Source organism: Sporosarcina luteola, from assembly GCF_023715535.1.
Taxonomy (GTDB): domain Bacteria; phylum Bacillota; class Bacilli; order Bacillales_A; family Planococcaceae; genus Sporosarcina; species Sporosarcina luteola_B.
In genome coordinates this window covers 144,629-165,608 of the sequence record NZ_JAMBOI010000004.1, presented here as the reverse complement: position 1 = coordinate 165,608, position 20,980 = coordinate 144,629, and the positions used below count along the sequence as shown (strand labels likewise).

At 44.3% G+C, this 20,980-nt stretch carries 23 protein-coding genes; 4 read left to right on the top strand and 19 right to left on the bottom strand.

Annotation, left to right across the window (positions count from 1 at the left end; translation table 11 throughout):
- Nucleotides 1–12: 12 nt before the first annotated feature.
- The 3 genes from M3191_RS10125 to M3191_RS10115 are packed head-to-tail and all read right to left on the bottom strand — an operon-like array spanning nt 13 to nt 2,056.
- The gene (locus tag M3191_RS10125) at nt 13–426 is read right to left on the bottom strand and encodes a Fur family transcriptional regulator (RefSeq protein WP_251700271.1); all 414 of its coding nucleotides are present in this window, start codon (nt 424–426) and stop codon (nt 13–15) included.
- On the bottom strand, nt 423–1,289 hold the full coding sequence (locus tag M3191_RS10120; protein WP_251700270.1) for a metal ABC transporter permease: 867 nt from the start codon (nt 1,287–1,289) through the stop codon (nt 423–425). Before M3191_RS10120 ends, M3191_RS10125 begins: the two co-directional genes overlap by 4 nt.
- A gap of 2 nt (nt 1,290–1,291) precedes the next feature.
- Nucleotides 1,292–2,056 carry a metal ABC transporter ATP-binding protein gene (locus M3191_RS10115; protein WP_251700269.1) on the bottom strand — a complete coding sequence of 255 codons (765 nt, stop codon included), beginning with the start codon at nt 2,054–2,056 and terminating at the stop codon, nt 1,292–1,294.
- A gap of 122 nt (nt 2,057–2,178) precedes the next feature.
- Here M3191_RS10115 and M3191_RS10110 point away from each other — a divergent pair, with 122 nt between their 5' ends.
- A complete protein-coding gene (locus M3191_RS10110) occupies nt 2,179–2,415 on the top strand; it encodes a hypothetical protein (protein ID WP_251700519.1) in 237 nt (78 codons plus the stop codon).
- Nucleotides 2,416–2,464: 49 nt separating this feature from the next.
- On the opposite strand, the gene M3191_RS10105 is transcribed toward M3191_RS10110, so the two are convergent.
- Nucleotides 2,465–3,352, bottom strand: coding sequence for a deoxyribonuclease IV (locus M3191_RS10105; RefSeq protein WP_251700518.1), 888 nt, complete (start codon nt 3,350–3,352; stop codon nt 2,465–2,467).
- Nucleotides 3,353–3,359: 7 nt separating this feature from the next.
- Nucleotides 3,360–4,661: a DEAD/DEAH box helicase gene (locus tag M3191_RS10100; RefSeq protein WP_251700268.1), complete on the bottom strand. Its 1,302-nt coding sequence runs from the start codon at nt 4,659–4,661 to the stop codon at nt 3,360–3,362.
- A gap of 112 nt (nt 4,662–4,773) precedes the next feature.
- Here M3191_RS10100 and M3191_RS10095 point away from each other — a divergent pair, with 112 nt between their 5' ends.
- A complete protein-coding gene (locus M3191_RS10095; RefSeq protein ID WP_251700267.1) occupies nt 4,774–5,205 on the top strand; it encodes a YqfQ family protein in 432 nt (143 codons plus the stop codon).
- Between the two features lie 64 nt (nt 5,206–5,269).
- Nucleotides 5,270–6,250 (top strand): 4-hydroxy-3-methylbut-2-enyl diphosphate reductase, encoded by a 981-nt coding sequence (locus M3191_RS10090; RefSeq protein WP_251700266.1) that lies wholly within the window; start codon nt 5,270–5,272, stop codon nt 6,248–6,250.
- Nucleotides 6,251–6,305: 55 nt separating this feature from the next.
- On the opposite strand, the gene M3191_RS10085 is transcribed toward M3191_RS10090, so the two are convergent.
- The 11 genes from M3191_RS10085 to M3191_RS10035 form a co-directional block, all read right to left on the bottom strand.
- Nucleotides 6,306–7,424 carry a Nif3-like dinuclear metal center hexameric protein gene (locus tag M3191_RS10085; RefSeq protein ID WP_251700265.1) on the bottom strand — a complete coding sequence of 373 codons (1,119 nt, stop codon included), beginning with the start codon at nt 7,422–7,424 and terminating at the stop codon, nt 6,306–6,308.
- Nucleotides 7,421–8,119, bottom strand: a complete 699-nt coding sequence (locus tag M3191_RS10080; RefSeq protein ID WP_251700264.1) for a tRNA (adenine(22)-N(1))-methyltransferase — start codon at nt 8,117–8,119, stop codon at nt 7,421–7,423. Before M3191_RS10080 ends, M3191_RS10085 begins: the two co-directional genes overlap by 4 nt.
- Before the next feature lie 109 nt (nt 8,120–8,228).
- A complete protein-coding gene (gene cccA / locus M3191_RS10075; protein ID WP_251700263.1) occupies nt 8,229–8,609 on the bottom strand; it encodes a cytochrome c550 in 381 nt (126 codons plus the stop codon).
- A gap of 136 nt (nt 8,610–8,745) precedes the next feature.
- Nucleotides 8,746–9,888, bottom strand: coding sequence for an acyl-CoA dehydrogenase (locus M3191_RS10070; protein WP_251700262.1), 1,143 nt, complete (start codon nt 9,886–9,888; stop codon nt 8,746–8,748).
- Between the two features lie 86 nt (nt 9,889–9,974).
- Complete coding sequence (locus M3191_RS10065; RefSeq protein ID WP_251700261.1) at nt 9,975–10,388, bottom strand: hypothetical protein; 414 nt, start codon at nt 10,386–10,388, stop codon at nt 9,975–9,977.
- A 72-nt stretch (nt 10,389–10,460) separates the two neighbouring features.
- Nucleotides 10,461–11,633, bottom strand: coding sequence for an RNA polymerase sigma factor RpoD (gene rpoD / locus M3191_RS10060; RefSeq protein WP_251700260.1), 1,173 nt, complete (start codon nt 11,631–11,633; stop codon nt 10,461–10,463).
- 35 nt (nt 11,634–11,668) lie between these two features.
- Nucleotides 11,669–13,477: a DNA primase gene (gene dnaG / locus M3191_RS10055; protein ID WP_251700259.1), complete on the bottom strand. Its 1,809-nt coding sequence runs from the start codon at nt 13,475–13,477 to the stop codon at nt 11,669–11,671.
- A gap of 194 nt (nt 13,478–13,671) precedes the next feature.
- Nucleotides 13,672–14,487 (bottom strand): pyruvate, water dikinase regulatory protein, encoded by an 816-nt coding sequence (locus tag M3191_RS10050; RefSeq protein WP_251700258.1) that lies wholly within the window; start codon nt 14,485–14,487, stop codon nt 13,672–13,674.
- 38 nt (nt 14,488–14,525) lie between these two features.
- Nucleotides 14,526–15,155 carry a helix-turn-helix transcriptional regulator gene (locus tag M3191_RS10045; RefSeq protein ID WP_285851805.1) on the bottom strand — a complete coding sequence of 210 codons (630 nt, stop codon included), beginning with the start codon at nt 15,153–15,155 and terminating at the stop codon, nt 14,526–14,528.
- 484 nt (nt 15,156–15,639) lie between these two features.
- Nucleotides 15,640–16,092, bottom strand: coding sequence for a hypothetical protein (locus M3191_RS10040; protein ID WP_251700257.1), 453 nt, complete (start codon nt 16,090–16,092; stop codon nt 15,640–15,642).
- Between the two features lie 175 nt (nt 16,093–16,267).
- The gene (locus M3191_RS10035; protein WP_251700256.1) at nt 16,268–16,669 is read right to left on the bottom strand and encodes a hypothetical protein; all 402 of its coding nucleotides are present in this window, start codon (nt 16,667–16,669) and stop codon (nt 16,268–16,270) included.
- 723 nt (nt 16,670–17,392) lie between these two features.
- Between M3191_RS10035 and M3191_RS10030 the strand changes: the two genes are divergently transcribed.
- Entirely contained in the window at nt 17,393–18,772 is a 1,380-nt protein-coding gene (locus M3191_RS10030) for a glycine--tRNA ligase (RefSeq protein WP_251700255.1), read from the top strand.
- 83 nt (nt 18,773–18,855) lie between these two features.
- Here M3191_RS10030 and recO read toward each other — a convergent pair whose 3' ends face one another.
- From recO to M3191_RS10015, 3 genes are read right to left on the bottom strand one after another with little or no spacing between them, the layout of a single operon-like run.
- On the bottom strand, nt 18,856–19,641 hold the full coding sequence (recO, locus tag M3191_RS10025; RefSeq protein WP_251700254.1) for a DNA repair protein RecO: 786 nt from the start codon (nt 19,639–19,641) through the stop codon (nt 18,856–18,858).
- 15 nt (nt 19,642–19,656) lie between these two features.
- A complete protein-coding gene (gene era / locus M3191_RS10020; RefSeq protein ID WP_251700253.1) occupies nt 19,657–20,571 on the bottom strand; it encodes a GTPase Era in 915 nt (304 codons plus the stop codon).
- Nucleotides 20,552–20,965, bottom strand: coding sequence for a cytidine deaminase (locus M3191_RS10015; RefSeq protein ID WP_251700252.1), 414 nt, complete (start codon nt 20,963–20,965; stop codon nt 20,552–20,554). The genes era and M3191_RS10015 overlap by 20 nt, the downstream gene beginning before the upstream one ends.
- Between the last annotated feature and the right edge of the window lie 15 nt (nt 20,966–20,980).

Sequence of the window (20,980 nt, the reverse complement as noted above, 5' to 3'; positions counted from 1 at the left end):
ATTTCAAATTTATTATTCCACACAAACCGGACATTTTCCGTAGATCTCGAATTTATGGCCTTCGACTTCAAAGCCTTGGAGATTGACTGAGACAGACTCCATTGGGCAGTGTGCGATGTTCTGCGTCTTTCCGCATGCCGTGCAAATGAAATGATGATGGTGGACACCATGATCGCACTGCATCCTGAAATGCCTCTCTCCATTCAGCTCAGTCTCTTCCAAAATACCAAGCTCTGAAAAAGTCGACAAATTACGGTAAATTGTATCAAAACTGATGCCAGGATTATCCGAAGCCATGAAATTCCGTACTTCCATCGCAGTCAAATACCGATCATTATCGGAAAAGAACTCCAAAATCGTCTCGCGATTCTTAGTTCTCTTGAATTGGCGCTCCTGCAAAATGCGCCATGCCTCATCAAGTGTCATGCAAATTCCTCCTTCGCTTTCTTGGAAGGCTGTTTCCCTTTCATTTTGGTCCAACCAAGAACGAGCAGTAAAATGATGATGGATGTGATAACAATTGTCCCCCCCGGAGCAATATCGAGATGAAAAGCACTAAACAGCCCGATAAGGACCGACAGCTCACCAATGACGATGGAGTAAACAAGCGCTCCTTTAAAGCTTTTGGCAAGCTGCATCGCAGCAGCAACAGGTATCGTCATCAATGAAGAGACGAGCAAGATGCCGACAATCCTCATCGAAGCGCCGATGACAAGTGCAACGATGATCATAAAAACGATTTGAATGAACTTTCCATTGATGCCGGAAACTTTCGCATATTCCTTATCAAATGATAAGGCAAACATTTCTTTGTAGAAAAACCTGATAAATGCAACGACGACAACCGCGATAATTACGACAACCCATAAATCCTGCCGGCTCACGGCTGAAACTGATCCGAATAAATAGCCAACAAGATCAGAACCGAACCCTTTCGCCAAGGAAATGAAAATCGCTCCGAAGCCGATACCTGTCGAGAGGATGATCGGAATCGCCAGCTCCTCAAAATGCTTATACGCACCCCTTAGCTTTTCAATCAATAATGATCCACCTACGGCACTTGCCATCCCTAAATACACCGGATTCAATGCAGAAAACATAAGCACTGACTGACTCAAAAAGAGGCTTCCCGCAATTCCGGCCAACGCCACGTGGCTTAATGCATCTGCGATGAGTGCAAGCCTTCTCACAACGATGAACAGACCAAGCAACGGTGCTATGACCCCGATGATTAGTCCGGATAAAAATGCATTTTGAAGAAATTCATAAGTAAATAAAGCACTAATCATGGTCATATCCCCTTCTGTTCTTGATGGACGCGCCGCACAGGGTGACCGTACCATAATGAAATGTCTGTATCATTCATCTTCTTGTAATCCGATTGCATCCCATGGAAGTGGATTGATCGATTTAAACAAGCTACATGTGTTGCCAATTCGGTAACTAGGTCGATTTCATGTGTGACAAGCAGGATTGCAATGCCATGTTCACCGTTCAATTCATTAAGCATAGAATAGAACGAAGCTACGTTTTTCTGATCGATTCCTACGGTAGGTTCATCCATGATCAAAAGATCCGGTTCGCCAACCAACGCGCGTGCAATGAATACACGCTGCTGCTGTCCGCCGGATAATTCGCCGATGTTTTTAGAAGCGAAATCCTCCATTTTAACGATTCGCAATGAATCCAATGCTTTTTGTTCATCGTGTTTGGAAAAACCTTTAAATAATCCGACCTTACGAGTGAGACCACTTTTCACGACTTCTAGTACTGTGGCCGGAAATCCGGAATTGAATGAGTTCGATTTTTGCGAGACATATCCGATACGTTCCCGCTGCTTGAAGGAATCCACGTTCTGGCCGAATAGCTTCACAGTCCCTTTATCTGCTTTCAATAATCCTAATATGATATTGATCAGCGTAGATTTTCCGGACCCGTTCGGACCAATGAGTGCCCAGAACTCCCCTTCTTTCACGTCCAATGAAATATTTTCAAGAACGGTAGAATGCTCATATCGAAAATTGACATCATTACATTCAATTATCGTCTTAGTCATATAGTAAAATCCCTTTCTGTTGAAAAAGTGTAAACAGTAACGATTACGATTACTAGTAGAAGTATATAGGAACATTCGGTCGGACACAACTAATTAAGAAGGAATGGTGTAAATTGGATTATATGCAAATGTTGAATGAGATAAAGAGGAAAAGTGATGAAGAAGCGAAGTCGCTAGCGGATGCATATGGCATCAATTTATCAATCAAAGAAATTAGAGCGTTACGCCCTTTGCTTGATGAAATTTCATTTCACTGGCTTTTTACCGGCATTCCGGAAAGCTTCATCGCAAAAGTGAAGTATGCTGTCGGGGATAAAAAAGGAGACGAATTATTCCGTCAGTACTTAGATAGGATTTAAAAATCAAAAAACATCCCGCCAACGGAATATTCCTTTGGCGGGGTTTTCGTCATACTAGCAATAGCTCCCTTTGATTAGCAAGGAATGTTTTTGATTTCAACATTTCAATTTCATATTGATACGGCGCCTTTTTGTTTTTGGCATCGTTCCCTACGAATGGTGTTTCAAGGATTTTGGGGATTGATATGAAAGCTGGGTGATGCACGATATAGCTGAGCGCGTCAAAACCGATGTGGCCATGACCGATATTCTCATGACGGTCTTTCATCGCTCCGCGTTCGTTCTTGCTGTCATTGACATGGATGACTGAAATCCTATTGATTCCAATAGTCTTGTCGAATTCACTCAATACGCCATCGAAATCATTGACGATATCGTAGCCCGCATCGTGGACGTGACAAGTATCGAAACAGACTGAAAGCCGCTCATTGTTCTTGACGCCGTCTATTATCTGTGCAATTTCATCAAAGTTCCTGCCGCATTCACTACCCTTTCCTGCCATCGTTTCAAGAGCAATGCGGACAGTAGAATCTTCGGACAGGACCTCGTTCAGTCCCTCAATGATCTTAGCTATGCCTTTATCCGCACCAGCACCTACATGCGCCCCCGGATGCAAAACAATCTGATCCGCGCCGAGAGCCGCCGTCCTTTGGATTTCCGATTGCAAAAAATCGACGCCTAACCTAAACGTCTCAGGTTTTGTCGTATTCCCTATATTGATAATATACGGGGCATGCACGACGATATTGGATAAGCCATTCTCTTTCATGTGAAGCAGTCCGGCTTCAATATTCAGTTCTTCGATTGGCTTTCTGCGTGTGTTTTGCGGAGCACCCGTATAAATCATGAAAGTGGTTGCACCGTACCCTAACGCCTCTTCACTAGAACCTAGCAGCATCTTCTTGCCGCTCATCGAAACATGTGACCCTAAGAGCAATGGTTGATCATTTGTCATTTTTTCGTTTCAATCTCCTTTCCCTCTTCTTGAATTTCTCTATATCTTTTGCCATTTTCTTTTTATAACCTGGCTTAACCTTCGATGGTTTCCGAACAAACGATGCAGCTTTACGATCAAGTTCATCCGTTTCCTTGACACGTTTCTTCCGGGCATTGCGCTCCTTGACTTCAATCCATTCTCCATTTTTCACGTCTTCATGGATGAATGGAATTCCCATTTTTTCAATTTGCACAATCTTATCGTCCTCGGAAGGCTCGTACATCGTGATGGCGATCCCTGTAAGACCTGCACGGGCGGTCCTGCCCACGCGGTGGATGAAGAACTCCAAATCATCCGGCAGTTCATAGTTGACGACGTGGCTAACTCCCGGGATGTCAATTCCGCGCGCAGCTAGATCCGTTGCAACGATATACTGATACTCGAGATCCCTGATCTGCTTCATCACCCGGGTTCTTTCACGAGGCGTCAAATCACCATGGATCCTGCCCGCTTTTATGCCGTGTGTGGCTAGGTAACCCGCAACCTCATCGGCATTTTGCCTCGTATTCGTGAAGACGATTGCCAAGTATGGATTGATTGCCTCCAAAACATGCAATAGTTTTTTCTTGCGGTCCATGCTCCGGACAGGAACTAGCGAATATTTCATCCCTTCCGTCAATGGCTTTTTACTTCCCAATTGGACATGAACGGGATTATCCATATATTTTGCCAAGAAAGGTTTAAGTTTTTCTGGAATTGTAGCTGAAAATACGTACATTTCCAAGTTCGTTGGCATTTTGGATGCGAATTTGTCAATATCCTCAATGAATCCCATGTCAAAAGCCAGATCGGCTTCATCGATAACCAACATCGATGCCGTATGGATTGCCAAAGCACCTTCTTCCGCAAGGTCACGAATTCTTCCGGGCGTTCCGACAATAATGTGCGGGTTCGATTTCAGCTTGTCAATGGAGCGTTGCTTATCCGTGCCACCAATCAAAAGCGAGCTTCGAATCGTTGTATTTTCGGTCATTTTATTCAGTTCATCATATAGCTGCAAAGCAAGCTCCCTCGTTGGTGCGGTAATAACCGCTTGCAGCTCTTCCTTCCCTTCATCCAGACGCTCAACAATCGGAATAAGGAAGCTGTGTGACTTCCCTGTTCCTGTATGGGCTTGTCCGATTGCATTGGTTCCTTTAAGGATTAAGGGAATCATTTCTTTCTGTATCGGTGTCGGTTGATCAAACCCCAACTGGGCAATTGCTTCCCTAAGGAAAGGTTTGAATTGATAATCAGTGAATTTAGACATTCGTATGCCTCCTAACGTATTCTTATTGTAGCATGATTCCGTTCCGCAGTATGTGATTTTCGCATAGTATAGATTGTGAAAGTTCACAATGACCAAATGAAAGGGGTTATCCATGAGGTACGAATCCTTCTATCCGTTCGCGCGTGCACAAAACTCGCCGTTCGCTATGAGGCAGCCATTTCGCGGTCCACAGCAGCAGCCAACCTTTACCCAAACGCCGAGACAACCTTTTCAGGGGTCTCCGATGGGAAATCCGTTCGGCCAATCAATGCCAGGTCCATTCCAGAACACATCCAAAATGGAAATGTACATGCAAACAGCCAACCGATTTTTAAATACCGCCCAACAATATGCGCCACTCGTTCAGCAGATTGCACCGATGTTCCAGAACCTGCCCGCGATGTGGAGATTATATAAAGGCTTTCAGTCTCTCCCTTCCGCTGGAGGCGCTGCAGGCACTGCTGCTGGTGCAGCGTCGGCGGCCGCGCAAAGTGCTCAAGCCGGAGTCTCCAATCCTCGGATTTTTCAGCCGCCCAAATTATAATTTTGAAACACGCGCCCGACTCCGCTATAATGGTTACAGATCCCTTTAGAGGAGTGTGGAGTGAATGAAAGTTAAGAAGATTTCCCCGCGCGGCTATTGTTACGGGGTTGTCGATGCAATGGTCATAGCACGAAATGCAGCACTCGACAAAACTTTGCCGAGACCTATATATATATTAGGCATGATTGTCCATAATAAACATGTCACAGATGCATTTGAGGAAGATGGCATCATCACTTTGGACGGGGAGAACCGATTGGAGATCCTTGAGAAGGTGGAATCCGGGACTGTCATTTTCACTGCCCACGGTGTATCACCGGAAGTAAGGGAATTGGCCAGACGTAAAGGCCTTGTCTCCATCGATGCCACTTGCCCGGATGTCACTGTCACTCACGACCTGATTGAAGAGAAGACAGCCGAAGGTTATGATATCATTTATATCGGGAAAAAGTATCATCCCGAGCCTGAAGGTGCGATCGGCGTAGCGCCGCATGCAGTTCATCTGATTGAGACGCTTGATGACGTCAATGGTCTAGACCTTGATAATGAAAAGCTTCTTGTCACAAATCAGACAACGATGAGCCAGTGGGATGTTGCACATATTATGGATGCATTGAAAGAGAAATTCCCTCATATAGAAGTGCACCAGGAAATCTGCCTTGCTACCCAAGTAAGACAAGAGGCGGTAGCAGAACAGGCAGGAGAAACAGATCTGCTGATTGTTGTTGGAGATCCGAAAAGCAACAACTCCAACCGCTTAACACAAGTGTCGGTTGAAATTGCCAATACGCCATCCTACAGAATCTCGGATGTTTCAGAGATTAATATTGATTGGCTGAAAGGCGTAGAAACGGTCGCAGTGACTGCAGGCGCGTCCACCCCGACGTTGATCGTCCGTGAAGTGATCGGTTTCTTAGAAAGCTTCGATCCGGAAGATCCGTCGACACATATGCCGGAACGCAAATTCAAATTGGATCGTATTTTGCCAAAAATCAAGAATCCAGAGCCTGTTAAACGAATTGAACCATATTCAGTTACAGAATAACAGAAATGAAAGGGCTGTTCCGCCGTCTTTGCCGACGCGGAACAGCCTTTACTTATTACACGAATCTAAATGGTTCAGTGTCTATTTCCGATTCGATAAAGGACACGTCATAGCCTTTTGCTTGGCAGGCCTGTTCCATATACCGGGCCACTCCTTCAACCATCACCTTTTCCACATGATGACCGGGATCCACAATGGCAAGGTCCATCATTTCCGCATCTTGAGCACTATGAAAATCCATGTCGCCTGTAACGAATACATCTGCCCCTTTACGCTTCGCTGCTCTTATATATTTACTGCCACTCCCACCGAGGACAGCAATTTTACGGACGGGCTTTGACAAGTCACCGACGATCCTCGCGGCAGGCACGTCCAGAGCTTGTTTGACGAAGTTCGCAAACTCGTTAAGTTCCATGGCTGCTGGTAATTTACCAACTCTGCCCAGACCGAACTCCTGCGTCCTTTGATCAAGAACAAAAAAATCATAAGCAGGCTCTTCATATGGATGAGCCGCCAGCATTGCTTTTAAGACTTTCGACCGAAGCGGACCAGGCAGCACGACTTCGATGCGTTCTTCAGCAACCTCTTCCGTTTTCCCGACTTCACCGATAAATGGGGCGGCGCCAGCAGCTGGCGTGAACCGCCCGACTCCGGTAGAAGTGAAACTGCATCCGGCGTAATCCCCGATTGCACCTGCCCCCGAACGCGCCAACTCTTCCCGTAATTCATCCGCATGCTCGACCGGGCAAAAGACCGCCAATTTGTAAAGCGGATCTGAAATTGTCGGCTCCATCACTTCGATGTCTTCCAACCCTAGACGGGATGCAAGCAGATCATTTACGCCCCCGGGAGCGACATCTAGATTGGTGTGTGCAGCATAGACGGATATGTCATTTTTAATGCATTTTTCAATAAGTCTTCCTTGTGGCGTATCTGTCCAAATATGTTTCATTGGGCTAAAAATAGGAGGATGATGCGCAATAATTAAATTCGCCCCTTTTTCAATCGCTTCGTCCACGACCGCTTCATTGACATCCAATGTAATAACGACCCTATCGACAGGACGATTCAATTGCCCTATATGCAAACCAACCGGATCCCAATCTTCTGCAAAACGTTTTGGCGACCACTGTTCAAATAGGTTTATGATTTCATGTCCATTAACTTTTTTCAATTTGTCAAAACTCCTCCTACCAACTCAATTTTCTCACGCAGTTGTTCCCTCTTTTCATTGATTTCAACCGTATCGCCCGCGGTTTCCAAGGAGGCTAGGACTCGCTTCCATTCATTCGACTCCCGCATCCATTTTTCAATGAAGATCTCCGATTTTTCTTCGAGCAAATATGGGCCGACCGTCATTTCAAGCTCGCTGTAGTCTGCTTGTCCCTTTTCAAGCACGATGATTTCATAGATTTTATGATCTTCCTTTAAAATCTGCTCGTCGACAATTTTCCATCCGTTTTGCACAGCCCACTCACGGATTGACATTGCATGGATATTCGGTTGTGTGACGATCCGTTTGACACTGTGCAGCTTATCCGCCCCATCTCTTAAAATGGAGGCAATCAACGGTCCGCCCATTCCGGCAATTGTAACTGTATCTACCCCATCGCTAGCATGAATGGCATCCAATCCGTTCGCCATTCTGACGGTGATCGATTCCGTAAGACCCTTCTTTTGTACATTTTTTATTGCTGACTCATAAGGTCCTTTTACGACCTCTCCTGCAATCGCTTTCGAGATTTTTCCTACCTTTACTAAATAGCAAGGCAAATACGCATGATCGCTTCCAATATCAGCGAGAGTGGTGCCTTGTTCTACAAAAGAGGCGACAGCTGCTAGCCGTATTGATAATTTTTCTGAATTCAAGAGATCCCCGCCTTTCCAATACCCTTATTGTAAGGGATTCTCAACTTCTTTTCCAGAATTGAAAAAGCCATCGGTGCGTGTAGATAACGCTACCGATGGCTTCCGGTTCTTATTTTAATGATAGGATATACTCTGACAATTGGTCGATTTGCTCGTCGGAAATTTGTCCGCCGAATGCTGGCATTTGACCTTCACCATTCTTAATGATGGCATGAATTTCTTCTTTGGATTCTTTTAATCCATGAAGATTCGGTCCGATTCCGCCAGCTAAATCACCACCGTGACAGCCGATACATTTCCCTTGAGCAAAGCCTTCAGGATCAAAATCCTCGGATGCAGCTGCATCATCAGTCGTTTCTTCAGTTTTGCCTTCCTCATTCGATGCAGCGATTTCTTTCTTCTGCTCGATGCCATATAAGGACATGAAGAAAATAAGTCCTAATCCTAGCGCGAAAATCAGGATATAAGGCACTACAGGATTGTTTTTCATCGAATTACCCTCCTTCACCAGGAATTATTCTGTAAAAGTATACAGTGCACATCTCATATTGTACTGTATACTGATGAAAACTGAAAGAGTTATCACTGTACAATTAACGGTTTGTGACAATTTGGACAAACTTTTCTTATAAGCATCCAATTTGTCTTGCAATGACCATCCGTTGCACTTCAGAAGTCCCTTCGCCGATTTCGAGCAATTTAGCGTCTCTTAAATAACGTTCGACTTCATATTCCTTCATGTAACCATAGCCTCCATGAATTTGAATTGCCTGATCTGCGACTTCCATCGCAATTTCGGAAGCATACAACTTGCACATGGCGGCCTCTTTTGTGAACGGACGTCCTTGGTCTTTCAACCATGCCGCCTTGTAGACCATATTTCTAGCTAATTCGATTTTCATTGCCATATCGGCCAATTTGAACTGGGTAATCTGAAATTCCGATAAAGTCTTGCCGAACTGCTTTCGCTCTTTCGAGTACTTCAAAGCCCTATCGAAGGCAGCTTGCGCAATCCCTACCGCCATCGCACCGATTCCAATCCTTCCACCATCCAAAGTGACAAGAAACTGTTTAAAGCCGCTGCCACGCTTGCCAAGAAGGTTTTCTTTCGGAACTCTAACATTGTCGAGTACTAATTCTGTGGTGTTTGAAGCATGCAAGCCCATTTTTTCATAGTTGTCGATAATCGTAAACCCTTCAGCATCGGTCGGTACGATGATGGCGCTGATTTCCTTTTTGCCATTTTCATTTCCTGTAATTGCTGTAAGCGCCAAATGTTTAGCATAGCTTGCATTAGTAATATATACTTTCGATCCATTAATTACAAAATGATCGCCGTCTTCTTTCGCTGTCGTCTGCGTCCCCCCGGCGTCAGACCCTGCATTCGGTTCAGTAAGACCGAAAGCGCCGAATGACTCCCCAGTACATATCGGCGTCAAATAGTTCCTTTTCTGCTCCTCGGTTCCGAAGAGATGTAGGGGTGCGCCACCTAAAGAAATATGTGCCGAGTATGTAATACCTGTGGAAGCACAGCCTCGGCTCAGTTCCTCAGTAACGATTGCAAAACTTGTCGCATCTGCGCCTGCTCCTCCATACTCTTCCGGGAATGGCAACCCCATCATCCCCATTTCGGAAAGCTGCTTGAATATCTCGATTGGAAATTCTTTTGTCCTGTCCCGTTCAATTGCTCCCGGTGCAACGACCTCATCGCTAAATTCCCTCATCATCTTTTTGATCATCTGCTGCTCATCCGACAAATCAAAATTCATTTTCCTCATCCCCCTTGTTGTGAACGCTTACATTTCGATTATACCGAAAAGGTCGGCATTTTCAAAATCATTCTATCACAAGGAAGCTAGAATACAGTCTTTACTATAAAAGCTACAATTAAAATCAGCCCTGCAGCCCCTGAAATTGTAAAGTAAAGCAATTTTAATAGCCTGCCAGCTAACAGCCATAGTAGGCAGTTCATAATCAAAAATCCAACTAATAACATCATCTGCCCCGCAAAGAAAAGTTCCCATAATTTCAGGGAAGTGCCAAGTACAGCGAAAGCAATAACAATATATAGGAACTGGAGTAAGATAACACGAGTCTTGTCCTTCTTTTCTTCTTTTGACAGCAGAGCATCCGTTGCACTGATTTCCAGTTCGTGGTCACCTTGTGTGTAAAGGGTTAGTAGGAAATCGCAGTAATGTTCCGGCAGCAATTTATTCTGTTTCCAATAATTAATTTCAGCAATAATGATCTTTTTACGCTGAACATTCATCCTGTTTCGCCCCTAGTCATCATTCTCTATAAACGTAAAAGGCATCGGCATATAGTATGCCGATGCAGAGGATCATTCTAAAAAGTCCTTAAGTCTTTTGCTTCGGGATGGGTGTCTTAGCTTCCGTAATGCTTTCGCCTCGATTTGACGAATCCGTTCGCGCGTCACACCAAAGACTTTACCCACTTCTTCCAACGTTCTCGTTCTGCCGTCATCCAAACCGAAACGTAGACGCAATACGTTTTCTTCACGATCAGTCAGCGTATCAAGAACGTCTTCCAATTGTTCTTTCAATAATTCATAGGCGGCGTGGTCAGATGGAGATTGCGCTTCCGAGTCTTCGATGAAATCCCCTAAATGGGAGTCGTCTTCTTCCCCGATCGGCGTTTCGAGCGAAACTGGCTCTTGTGCAATCTTAAGGATTTCACGGACCTTTTCTGCGGTCAAGTCCATTTCCTCGCCAATTTCCTCGGGTGACGGTTCGCGGCCTAGGTCTTGAAGCAATTGACGCTGAACGCGGATCAATTTATTAATCGTCTCAACCATATGCACTGGGATACGAATCGTACGGGCCTGGTCAGCTATCGCTCGCGTTATCGCCTGGCGGATCCACCATGTCGCATACGTACTGAATTTAAATCCTTTTGTATGGTCGAATTTCTCAACAGCTTTGATTAGACCCATATTTCCTTCCTGAATCAAATCCAGGAAGAGCATTCCTCGTCCGACATATCTTTTCGCGATGCTGACGACTAGGCGGAGGTTGGCTTCCGCAAGCTTCTTCTTGGCATTTTCGCCTTTTTCCACGAGTTCCAAAAGCGCGGGATCCGGCTTTTTCATTTCAGCGAGCTTCTCTTCAGCTTCAACGCCTTCTTTGATGCCAATCGCTAGCTTCACTTCTTCATCTCCGGTCAACAAGTCGACACGGCCGATTTCTTTCAAATACATACGCACTGGGTCATTAATTTTAACGCCCGGTGGAACACTCAAATCATTCAAGTCAAATTGTTCTTCGTCCTTGGCAGTTGCTTCCTCTTCATCCTTGCGCTCCATCTCAATGCCTGCGGCTTCAATCTGGTCGAGGAACTCTTCGAACTGCTCAGGCTCCATCTCAAAGACGGCTAGTTTCTCCGTCACCTCTTCAAGTGTCAATTCTCCCGCTTTTTTTCCCGCTTCCAATAAACCTGCTTTCACTTCATCTAATGTCATTTCGTGCTCCATTTCTCCAGATTGCTCTTTAGTCATAATACCCGTTCCTCCTTAATTCACCGGAATACGGCTTACATTGCCGATAATGATTTCCGGAGCTGTATAATTTCCCTGGCCAGCTCCAGTGCCCGGGTATAATCGTTCATTTTTTCCGCCTCTTTTGATTCGTGCATCATCTCTTCTATGCGCCTGTTGATCCGCTGCCTTTTGAGATGATGGATGCAATCTTCTATTTCTTGTTCTGCGAAGTCGGGATCTCTTTCAAGCATCGCTGCGTCCATGACAACCTTGCGCAGCTCCCGATCCTCCAGCGATTCCGCAAATCTGTGAAAATCGGGCATGCCGTGCTTTTCATAAAAGCCTGCAAGCCTTATGAAAATCGCAGCATATTCCTCCCGGAAGAATAATTCCTGGTGGTCATCCCGAATTCTGTCGAATAGATTTCCATCATTCAACAGATGACATAACAGAAGTCTCTCAGCCCGTTCAATGCTCGACATCTTCCGGTTGGACACTGCCATCGGTATAGCCTGTCCTTCCGGCTGCATCGCTTTTTGCTGCTTTGCTTGCTTCCCGACCTTTTTCATCAGTTGTTCATTGAGGGCGCTCGGGGAAACTCCTGTTTCCGCAGTCAATTGCCTGATCATCAAATCCCGTTCAACCGGCGAAATCTTTTGGGCAAGCTCTTCCATTACTTCATGGATATATTGCAATACATCATTTTCATGAGACAGATTTTTGGATCTTTTATAATAAGCCATTATAAATGACATATACGAGTGTGGATTCCCGATCACTTTTTCAGCGAACGATTCACCGCCGAATGTCGAAATATATTCATCAGGGTCCATTTTCCCCGGTAATAAAGCAATTTTTGCATCCAATCCTTTTTGATTGGAAAGGACTGCAAACCGCTTCGCTGCATCCCAGCCTGCATTGTCACCATCACAGCAAATAACCAGCTGACTGGCGATACGCTTCATTTTGGTCAGGTGGGTGTCAGACAAGGATGTACCCATAACTGCAACACTATTCATAATTCCCGCACGTTCAGCGGCAATCGTATCCATAAAACCTTCGAACAGTATTACTTTACCCGTTTTACGCACATTAAGACGTGCGTTGTGAAAATTATAGAGCAAACGGCTTTTCTCGAAAATTGGCGTTTCCGGGCTGTTCAAGTATTTAGCTTCCTCTTTTGAATCGGATAATGTCCTCCCGGAGAAAGCAACCACATTTCCATTATCGTCATGCAATGGAAACATAATACGTCCGCGGAACCTATCGAAATACCCAGTTCCATCATTTTTCATTATGCAAAGTCCGGCAAGCTCCATCTCCTTCATAGCAAACTTTTTACGCTCCAACAATTGAGTGAGCACTTCCCGATCGTCAAGCGACCACCCTATACCATACTTTTCGATATGTTCACGGGAAAACCCTCTTTGCTCCAAATATTGTAATGCTTTTTCACCCTCCACCGTATTCAGTAACAAATGACTATAGAAGTTGGCTGCAAGCGTATGGGCTTCGATCATCTGTTGGTGTTCATTTGACCTTCCGCTTCTGGACGCCTCGCTGAATGAAACCTCCAACTCGATCCCCACTCGCCCGGCCAGCTTGGAGATAGCTTCTGTAAACGGACTGTTTTCAATATCCATGATGAACGTTATGGCGTTTCCTCCAGCACCGCAACCGAAGCAATGAAAAATTTGCTTTTCCTCGGAAACGGAAAAGGACGGGGTATTCTCCCCATGGAAGGGACACAAGCCGAACCAGTTTCTGCCTCGTTTCGTCAATTGGACATATTCGCCCACAAGATCGACGATATCCGTCTTGGATCGAATCTCTTCGATTGTCTCCTCTGGAATTTTAGTCATCCTATCACCATTCTCTTCTCACATACTTGAATTCGAGACAGTATCCATAAATCCTTCTTATTCGACAAAATAATTTCATGATCCACTCATTTATTCTAAAATATAATCATAATGTAGCGACAATATACTATTGTACACAATCCGCAAAAGAAGAACCAACCATTTTTTACTGGGTGGTCCTTCTTTTATATCTATTATGAATTGCGATTGGCCACTTCGCTTAAAATCAGATTGGCCGTTTCTTCAACAGCCCTGTTCGAAACATCGATCACGGTGCAGCCGATTTTCGAAACAACTTTTTCAAAATGCTCCAATTCTTGTTTGATGCGTTCGATTCTCGCATAATTCGCATCATCTTTCAAGCCTAGCGCTAGTAATCTTTCTTTCCTGATGGAATTGAGTACGCCTGGTGAAATGACCAAACCGAAGCATTTTTTCGGGTCTATCTTATACAATTCTTCAGGAGGGTCGACTTCAGGGACAAGTGGGACATTTGCCACTTTGTAGCGACGATGAGCGAGATATTGAGATAAAGGCGTTTTTGATGTTCGCGATACACCTACTAAAACAATGTCCGCCTTCAAGACGCCACGGGGATCCCGGCCGTCATCATATTTTACGGCAAATTCGATCGCTTCGATTTTTTTGAAATAATCATCATCCAATTGACGGACGAGCCCGGGTTCCTCAAAAGGCTTTTCATCAAGGGAGGTGCCGATTTCTTTGACAATCGGGCCAAGCAAGTCAATGCACTGCAGACCATTGATTTGGCATTCCTCTTTCAGTTTCTTCCGCATGCAGCTTTTTACAAGTGTATAGATGATAATAGCATTTTGCCGTTTTGCCAAATAGGCAATTTCTCGTAGTTGGGATTCATCTTCGACATGTGAAAAACGTTTAGTCGAAACTGTTTCAAGATCATGTCTGAATTGGCTCGCCGCTGCCTTGGCAACTAAATCCGCTGTCTCACCGACAGAATCCGAAACGATGAACAATGTCAACTTTCTCATTGTATCACTCCTCTTTCATTTTGCTCAGAAGGCAACGCTCATAATTCATGATCTTCAGCTAGTGAAAGGAATGCACGAGTAATATTCGTCTTGGTGATTCTTCCCACTACATCCAGTCCTTCCTCTTTCATTGCTACGACAGGAAGCGAGTCGATTTGTTGTTCAATCATTTTCTTGGCTGCTTGAATGAGTGAATCCTGTTTCTTGCAATATGTAATATTCGGCATCCTCGTCATAATGACATGTACCGGTATTTTATCCAGCTCGCTGTTACCGAGACTCGTACGGAGCAGGTCTTTTCGTGATAGGACTCCAGTCAGACAGGAGGATTTATCCACGACAAACAATGTACCTACATCATCAAGGAACATTTGGCAGATTGCATCATAGACGGTCACGTTTTCATTCACAACTACAGGTATGGATTGAAAATCACCGACCCTCATGCTATTCATGTCGTCAGCAATGGATTGGGCTGGTTTTTTTCCAGAATAGAAGTAGCCGACACGCGGTCTTGCATCCAAATAGCCTGCCATAGTCAGGATTGCCAAGTCGGGTCTTATGGTGGCTCTTGCCAAACTCAACCTTTCCGCTATCTGTTCACCAGTAATCGGACCATCCATTTTGACAATTTCAAGGATTTCATTCTGGCGCTTATTCAATTCCATATGAATCACCGCCCTAATCGTTCGATAATATATCCTTGCTTAGTATAGCATTTTCCACCCATAATTCCTAACCCGATGGCTTGGTTTCTGTAATAGTACCTTTGATTTCCGTTCCGTTTGGACGCTTTCCGCGGGCACGGCTTCAGCCAATCGAACGGCGAAGGGTTCGATTTGCCGTATTTCTGCGTTCTTTGCAGAAATTAAGGCAGCCTCCTCCCTTAGGGCCGGATAAACATTGCTCGCAACGATACGCTTGTGCTCGCAAACGCCGTTCTTCGTAACGGCGTTCGCTGGAGTCGCCAATCTGCACTTCAATCAATGAGAATATTTTATAATTGACTGTTTTATAGAATATGTTTATATCTCATTAGTTATAGAAAAGGTCCTTCCAGATATTGTTATGCGAACGCACTCGTTAGCTTAAGTACATTTCTTCAATATTTTAGTTGAGTTCACAAAGACTTATCACTTGGGCTTAATTCCCTTATTTATTCACTTCCCATTTGAATTTTCCGTTATTTCGCTGCAGTTGTTGTTTCACCAATTCTAATTCATAGAAACTTAAGTTTGTTTTTTCTACAATCTCTTCGTTTGATTTGCCTTCTTTTAAAAGTGCTCTTGCTTTCTCGTATCTTGATACCTCAAACTCAAAATAACCACGATAGAGTTCGAGCTGCTCTCTTACGTCCTTTAATTCCACATAGCTTGTTGGTATCATGAGAACAAGTTCTTCATCCGTTTTTCCTAATTGAATCAGGCTTCTTGTGATCCGATACCTTTCATTTACAGTTCCTGTACCATAACCCATTCTATACCCATCATCCCAAGCGGTATCATAGCATTCCTTACAATGAAGGCATTTGTCTTGGTCTTTCTTAACAAAACCTGTAAGAATGATTAAAGAAATTAATGCTAAAAGAAAAACTGCTTGTTTCATAAAGCCACACCTTTTTATCTTAGTATGACCTGTTCGTACACTAATATGAGTAAAATACGCATTATTCGTTTTTCTTCTTTTTCAACTAACCTGCACCGTTAATTCAATAAAAACATTGATTCGTCTTTGTAGCCTGTTCTTCAAGTAAAGCACCCCGTTCAACAAGACAGTTTGCTTATCCTTCAACGATTGCAAGATATCTTTTAATATCTCCTTCAGATTCCGCAATTAAAATATCTCCTCTTTCTTTAGTGAAAAAAATCTTTGCACCAACAGGAAGTTTATTCGACATCTCGTCTTCATAATCCGTATTTATATCATTTCTTGTTTTTATTTCCCCTACCTGCTTGCCTTTTGTTAGAGTCAGTTCTTCAACCCAATCAATTCCAGCCTTATAAATCACACCTTTAAACTGAAATATGTCGGCTTCAGGGTCTAATGTTAAAATCTCTTTTGCATCAGGATTTCCAGTGCTATAAACTTCCTCTAATTCACCTGTACCTGATGAATTAGAACATCCATAAGCAGTTAATATTACGAAAAAAACCAAACCAAAAAATAATCTTGGTACTTTCACGTTATCCCTCCTCGTACTATTAGACTGACTAAGGTGAAATAAGTTACTTATTTGTTCTATACACTTTTCAACTAAACTGCCTCTTTAGTTGAACAACAACAGACCTAATACTTAAACGTTTTAAAAGAATGACAAGTTCCATTTATTGGTAATAAACAAATTTCTACTATTATTTTCTTATGGTCAATGCATTTTTTATTTACAAGGCGATTTCTGTTGATTGGAGTGCAGAGCGAAAGCCGTTACGAAGAACGGCTTTTGCGAGCATAAGCGAAGCGTTGCAAGCATAGAATTGTAGGATGCCTTAATTTCTGCAGAAGTGCGCAGAAATACGGCAAATCGAACCCTTCGCTGTTCGATTGGCTCACCGCACGCCCCACGGAAAGCGTCCGCTCGGAACGAAAATCAACAAGGCTTTGATGTCATTATAAAAAAGAGAAACCAACCAATCTAAACAGTGGACAGCGATATGGATTGCAGAGATTGAGGAAGCGTGCTACACTAATACAGAATTCAATAGGCGGAGATGGGTCAATAAGTAGTGCCACCTTAAGCGAACGGGGATAGTGGAAGCCCGTATTGGCATGAAACGGCAACCTGGAGCTATTTACTTTAAGAGGGTTGCTTTGGCGGCCAATCGAGGTGGAACCGCGGGTCATTATGCACTCGTCCTCGGACTTCATGTCCGGGGATGGGTGCTTATTTTAATTGGAGGGATTTTACATGTATTCAATGGAACAGATTGTCAATTTATCAAAACAAAGGGGCTTTGTATTTCCAGGTTCGGAAATATACGGCGGCTTGGCGAACACTTGGGATTACGGTCCTCTCGGAATCGCGCTGAAAAACAATATCAAACGTGCTTGGTGGCAAAAATTCGTACAGGAGTCCCCTTATAACGAAGGACTCGATGCTGCGATCCTCATGAACCCGAAAGTATGGGAAGCTTCCGGCCATATCGGGAATTTCAACGACCCGATGATCGATTGTAAAAAATGTAAAACACGTCATCGTGCAGATAAGTTAATCGAAGATGCATTGGATGAAAAGGGCATTGAATTGGTCGTAGATGGCCTGCCATTCGAAAAAATGGAAGAACTTATTCAGGAACATGCAATTGTCTGCCCGACTTGCGGTGCGATGGACTACACGGGAATTCGACAGTTCAACTTGATGTTCAAAACTTCACAAGGCGTCACCGATTCATCTGCAAATGAAATCTTCCTGCGTCCAGAAACGGCACAAGGGATTTTCGTCAACTTCAAAAATGTTCAACGGTCCATGCGTAAAAAGATGCCTTTCGGAATCGCGCAGATTGGAAAGAGCTTCCGTAATGAAATCACACCAGGAAACTTCACGTTCCGTACTCGTGAATTCGAACAGATGGAATTGGAATTCTTCTGTAAGCCTGGCGAAGATATGAAATGGTATGAGTATTGGAGAGACTTCTCCGAAAAATGGCTAGTGGACCTTGGTTTGACGGTTGAAAACATGCGCTTACGCGAGCACAATGCCGACGAGCTTTCACACTACTCTAAAGGAACAGTGGATATCGAATACAAATTCCCATTCGGATGGGGCGAGCTTTGGGGCATTGCGAACCGGACAGACTTCGATTTGTCCCGACATATGGAACATTCAGGTGAAGACTTCCATTATCAAGACCCAGTGACGAACGAAAAGTATATCCCTTATTGCATTGAGCCTTCACTCGGTGCGGATCGTGTTACTTTGGCATTCCTATGCGATGCTTTTGATGAAGAAGTGCTTGAGGGAGACGACAAACGGACTGTCATGCGTTTCCATCCTGCCCTTGCACCTATTAAAGCGGCTGTCCTTCCTTTATCCAAAAAGCTGTCGGAAGGTGCTGAAGAGGTGTATGCTGAACTGCGCAAGCATTTTGCGACACAATATGACGATTCCCAATCGATCGGAAGACGTTACCGTAGACAGGATGAAATTGGAACTCCATTCTGTATTACTTACGATTTCGACTCGGAGGAAGATCGCCAAGTGACAGTAAGACACCGCGATTCCATGGAACAAGTACGTATGCCAATTGCAGATGTTAAGGATTATATCGAAAAACATCTCGATTTTTAACTCAATTCAGCTGAATTAAGGTAAAGCCTTCGGCGGATGTCACGGATTTTCAATTAATTTACAAAAAAACCGGTAGAAAAAGGTCATTCGCCTTTCTCTTCCGGTTTTTCTATTTGCGGCAATAATTCTGGGGTACGCTCCAACTGATCCAGGAAGGACCGGGACTTCAAGCGAACCCCCACTTGTTCGTCGTAAACCGTTCGAACAATTTTTTTCATGAATTGTTTTGTCGGCTTTTTCAGATCCAATGAACCGACTTGCTGGATCGGAACTGTGAAAAATGTACGTATCAGCCTTAGCTGCGTCGGCGTAATTCTGACAAGATAAGGGTCAATTTGGAAGCATCGATGACAAAGGAATCCGATCTCCTGAAATGAGAAAGCGAATTCCCCTTCGGTCGCTCCGCAATTCGCGCATTGATGCAACACAGGATGGACTCCCGCAACAGGCAGCATCTTCCACTCCACAAATAAAGCAATCGCTTCGGGGTCATATTGCTCGTTAATAGCATGCAAGGCTTCATGTAATAACCCAAATACATTAGGCCCTTGACCTCGATCTTCCGTCAATCGGTCGATGAGTTCCACTATGTAACTGGCATAGGCCGTTGCTTCAAGGTTTTCCCGGATATGCCTCATCGAATCGATCGGTTCGCCCTGTTCCAGCGTTCCCATTCCGCGCCCCGTCCTTAGAAGATAATATCCGTGTGTAAACGTCTGGGTAACGGCGGCTAAACGACTCGCAGGTTTTTTTGCTCCCCGTGCCATCGCAGTCATTTTACCCGCCTCGCGTGTATAGAGAGTGACAATTTTGTTCGCTTCGCCGTATGGAATGCTCTTGAGGATGATCCCTTCCCATTTATTCAGCAAGGACATCACTCCTCATCAATATTCGTCTTCGCGGAATCCGAATTCCCTGAGTTGTCCCGGTTTATTGCGCCAATCCTTTTGCACTTTAACCCAAAGCTCTAGGTAAACTTTGGATCCTAAAAGCATTTCGATATCATGCCTAGCCTTCGTTCCGATTTCTTTCAACAAGGCCCCTTTTTTACCAATGACAATTCCTTTTTGGGAATCCCGATCGACGATGATCGTTGCTGCTACATCAACAAGGCCGCGGCTTTCATCCCTTTCGATCTTTTCAATGACGACGGCGACGGAATGCGGAATTTCTTCACGGGTCAAATGCAGTACCTTTTCCCGTATAAATTCAGAAATGATGAAGCGTTCAGGGTGGTCCGTCACTTGGTCGTCCGGATAGTATTTCGGTCCTTCCGGCAAATACTTGGTCAATGTTTCCATTAACCTTTCGACATTATTGCCATTCAATGCAGATAAGGGAACGACTTCCGCAAAGTCATATTCCTTTGTATAAGAAGTGATTGTCGTCAATAGATCATCTGGATGGACGAGATCGATTTTATTGATCACTAGGAAAACCGGAGTTTCCGTGTTTTGCAATAGATCGATGATGAACCTGTCCCCCCCGCCGATTGGTTCATCGGCATTCACCATGAACATGATAACATCGACTTCCTTCAACGTATTTCGTGCCGACTTCACCATGAAATCCCCTAGCTTATGCTTGGGCTTATGAATTCCCGGCGTATCGATGAAAACCATCTGGGAGTTATCCGTGGTGACAACTCCTTGCACTTTGTTCCTCGTCGTTTGCGGTTTATCACTCATAATCGCGATCTTCTGACCTACAACGCGATTCAAAAATGTTGATTTTCCCACATTGGGCCGGCCGATGATTGATATGAAGCCAGATTTGAAATTATTGTTGTCCTTCTGCATAGTTAAGATCCTCCTTGGAAAACGCACCCGGTAACAATTCCCCTACAGTCGTCTCCAGCACATTACCGTTCAAATTCGTTAGATAGACAGGCATGTCGCTATCGCAGAATTCAGCGATCACTTGTCTGCATGCGCCGCATGGTGAAATCGGACCTTCTGTATTGCCGGTAACCGCCAATGCCTTGAAGTCGGTGACCCCTTCCGAAACTGCTTTAAAAAAAGCGGTCCTTTCCGCACAATTCGTCATGCTATAGGCTGAATTTTCGATATTACAGCCATGGTACACTTTCCCATCACCGGTCAACAGCGCTGCTCCGACAGGAAATTTCGAGTATGGCACATATGCCTTTTCACGTGCATTTTTTGCTTCTTCCATCAATTTCAATTTATCCATAATTACACCTCTACG

Coding starts and splice junctions, on each gene's coding strand:
- M3191_RS10120 (WP_251700270.1), bottom strand. CDS start 1,289: ATGATTAGTGCTTTATTTACTTATGAATTTCTTCAAAATGCATTTTTA.
- M3191_RS10125 (WP_251700271.1), bottom strand. CDS start 426: ATGACACTTGATGAGGCATGGCGCATTTTGCAGGAGCGCCAATTCAAG.
- M3191_RS10070 (WP_251700262.1), bottom strand. CDS start 9,888: ATGAATTTTGATTTGTCGGATGAGCAGCAGATGATCAAAAAGATGATG.
- M3191_RS10100 (WP_251700268.1), bottom strand. CDS start 4,661: ATGTCTAAATTCACTGATTATCAATTCAAACCTTTCCTTAGGGAAGCA.
- M3191_RS10040 (WP_251700257.1), bottom strand. CDS start 16,092: ATGAAACAAGCAGTTTTTCTTTTAGCATTAATTTCTTTAATCATTCTT.
- M3191_RS10015 (WP_251700252.1), bottom strand. CDS start 20,965: ATGGATAAATTGAAATTGATGGAAGAAGCAAAAAATGCACGTGAAAAG.
- era (WP_251700253.1), bottom strand. CDS start 20,571: ATGCAGAAGGACAACAATAATTTCAAATCTGGCTTCATATCAATCATC.
- M3191_RS10090 (WP_251700266.1), top strand. CDS start 5,270: ATGAAAGTTAAGAAGATTTCCCCGCGCGGCTATTGTTACGGGGTTGTC.
- M3191_RS10050 (WP_251700258.1), bottom strand. CDS start 14,487: ATGAGAAAGTTGACATTGTTCATCGTTTCGGATTCTGTCGGTGAGACA.
- M3191_RS10110 (WP_251700519.1), top strand. CDS start 2,179: ATGCAAATGTTGAATGAGATAAAGAGGAAAAGTGATGAAGAAGCGAAG.
- M3191_RS10030 (WP_251700255.1), top strand. CDS start 17,393: ATGTATTCAATGGAACAGATTGTCAATTTATCAAAACAAAGGGGCTTT.
- M3191_RS10045 (WP_285851805.1), bottom strand. CDS start 15,155: ATGGAATTGAATAAGCGCCAGAATGAAATCCTTGAAATTGTCAAAATG.
- cccA (WP_251700263.1), bottom strand. CDS start 8,609: ATGAAAAACAATCCTGTAGTGCCTTATATCCTGATTTTCGCGCTAGGA.
- M3191_RS10115 (WP_251700269.1), bottom strand. CDS start 2,056: ATGACTAAGACGATAATTGAATGTAATGATGTCAATTTTCGATATGAG.
- M3191_RS10065 (WP_251700261.1), bottom strand. CDS start 10,388: ATGAATGTTCAGCGTAAAAAGATCATTATTGCTGAAATTAATTATTGG.
- rpoD (WP_251700260.1), bottom strand. CDS start 11,633: ATGACTAAAGAGCAATCTGGAGAAATGGAGCACGAAATGACATTAGAT.
- M3191_RS10095 (WP_251700267.1), top strand. CDS start 4,774: ATGAGGTACGAATCCTTCTATCCGTTCGCGCGTGCACAAAACTCGCCG.
- dnaG (WP_251700259.1), bottom strand. CDS start 13,477: ATGACTAAAATTCCAGAGGAGACAATCGAAGAGATTCGATCCAAGACG.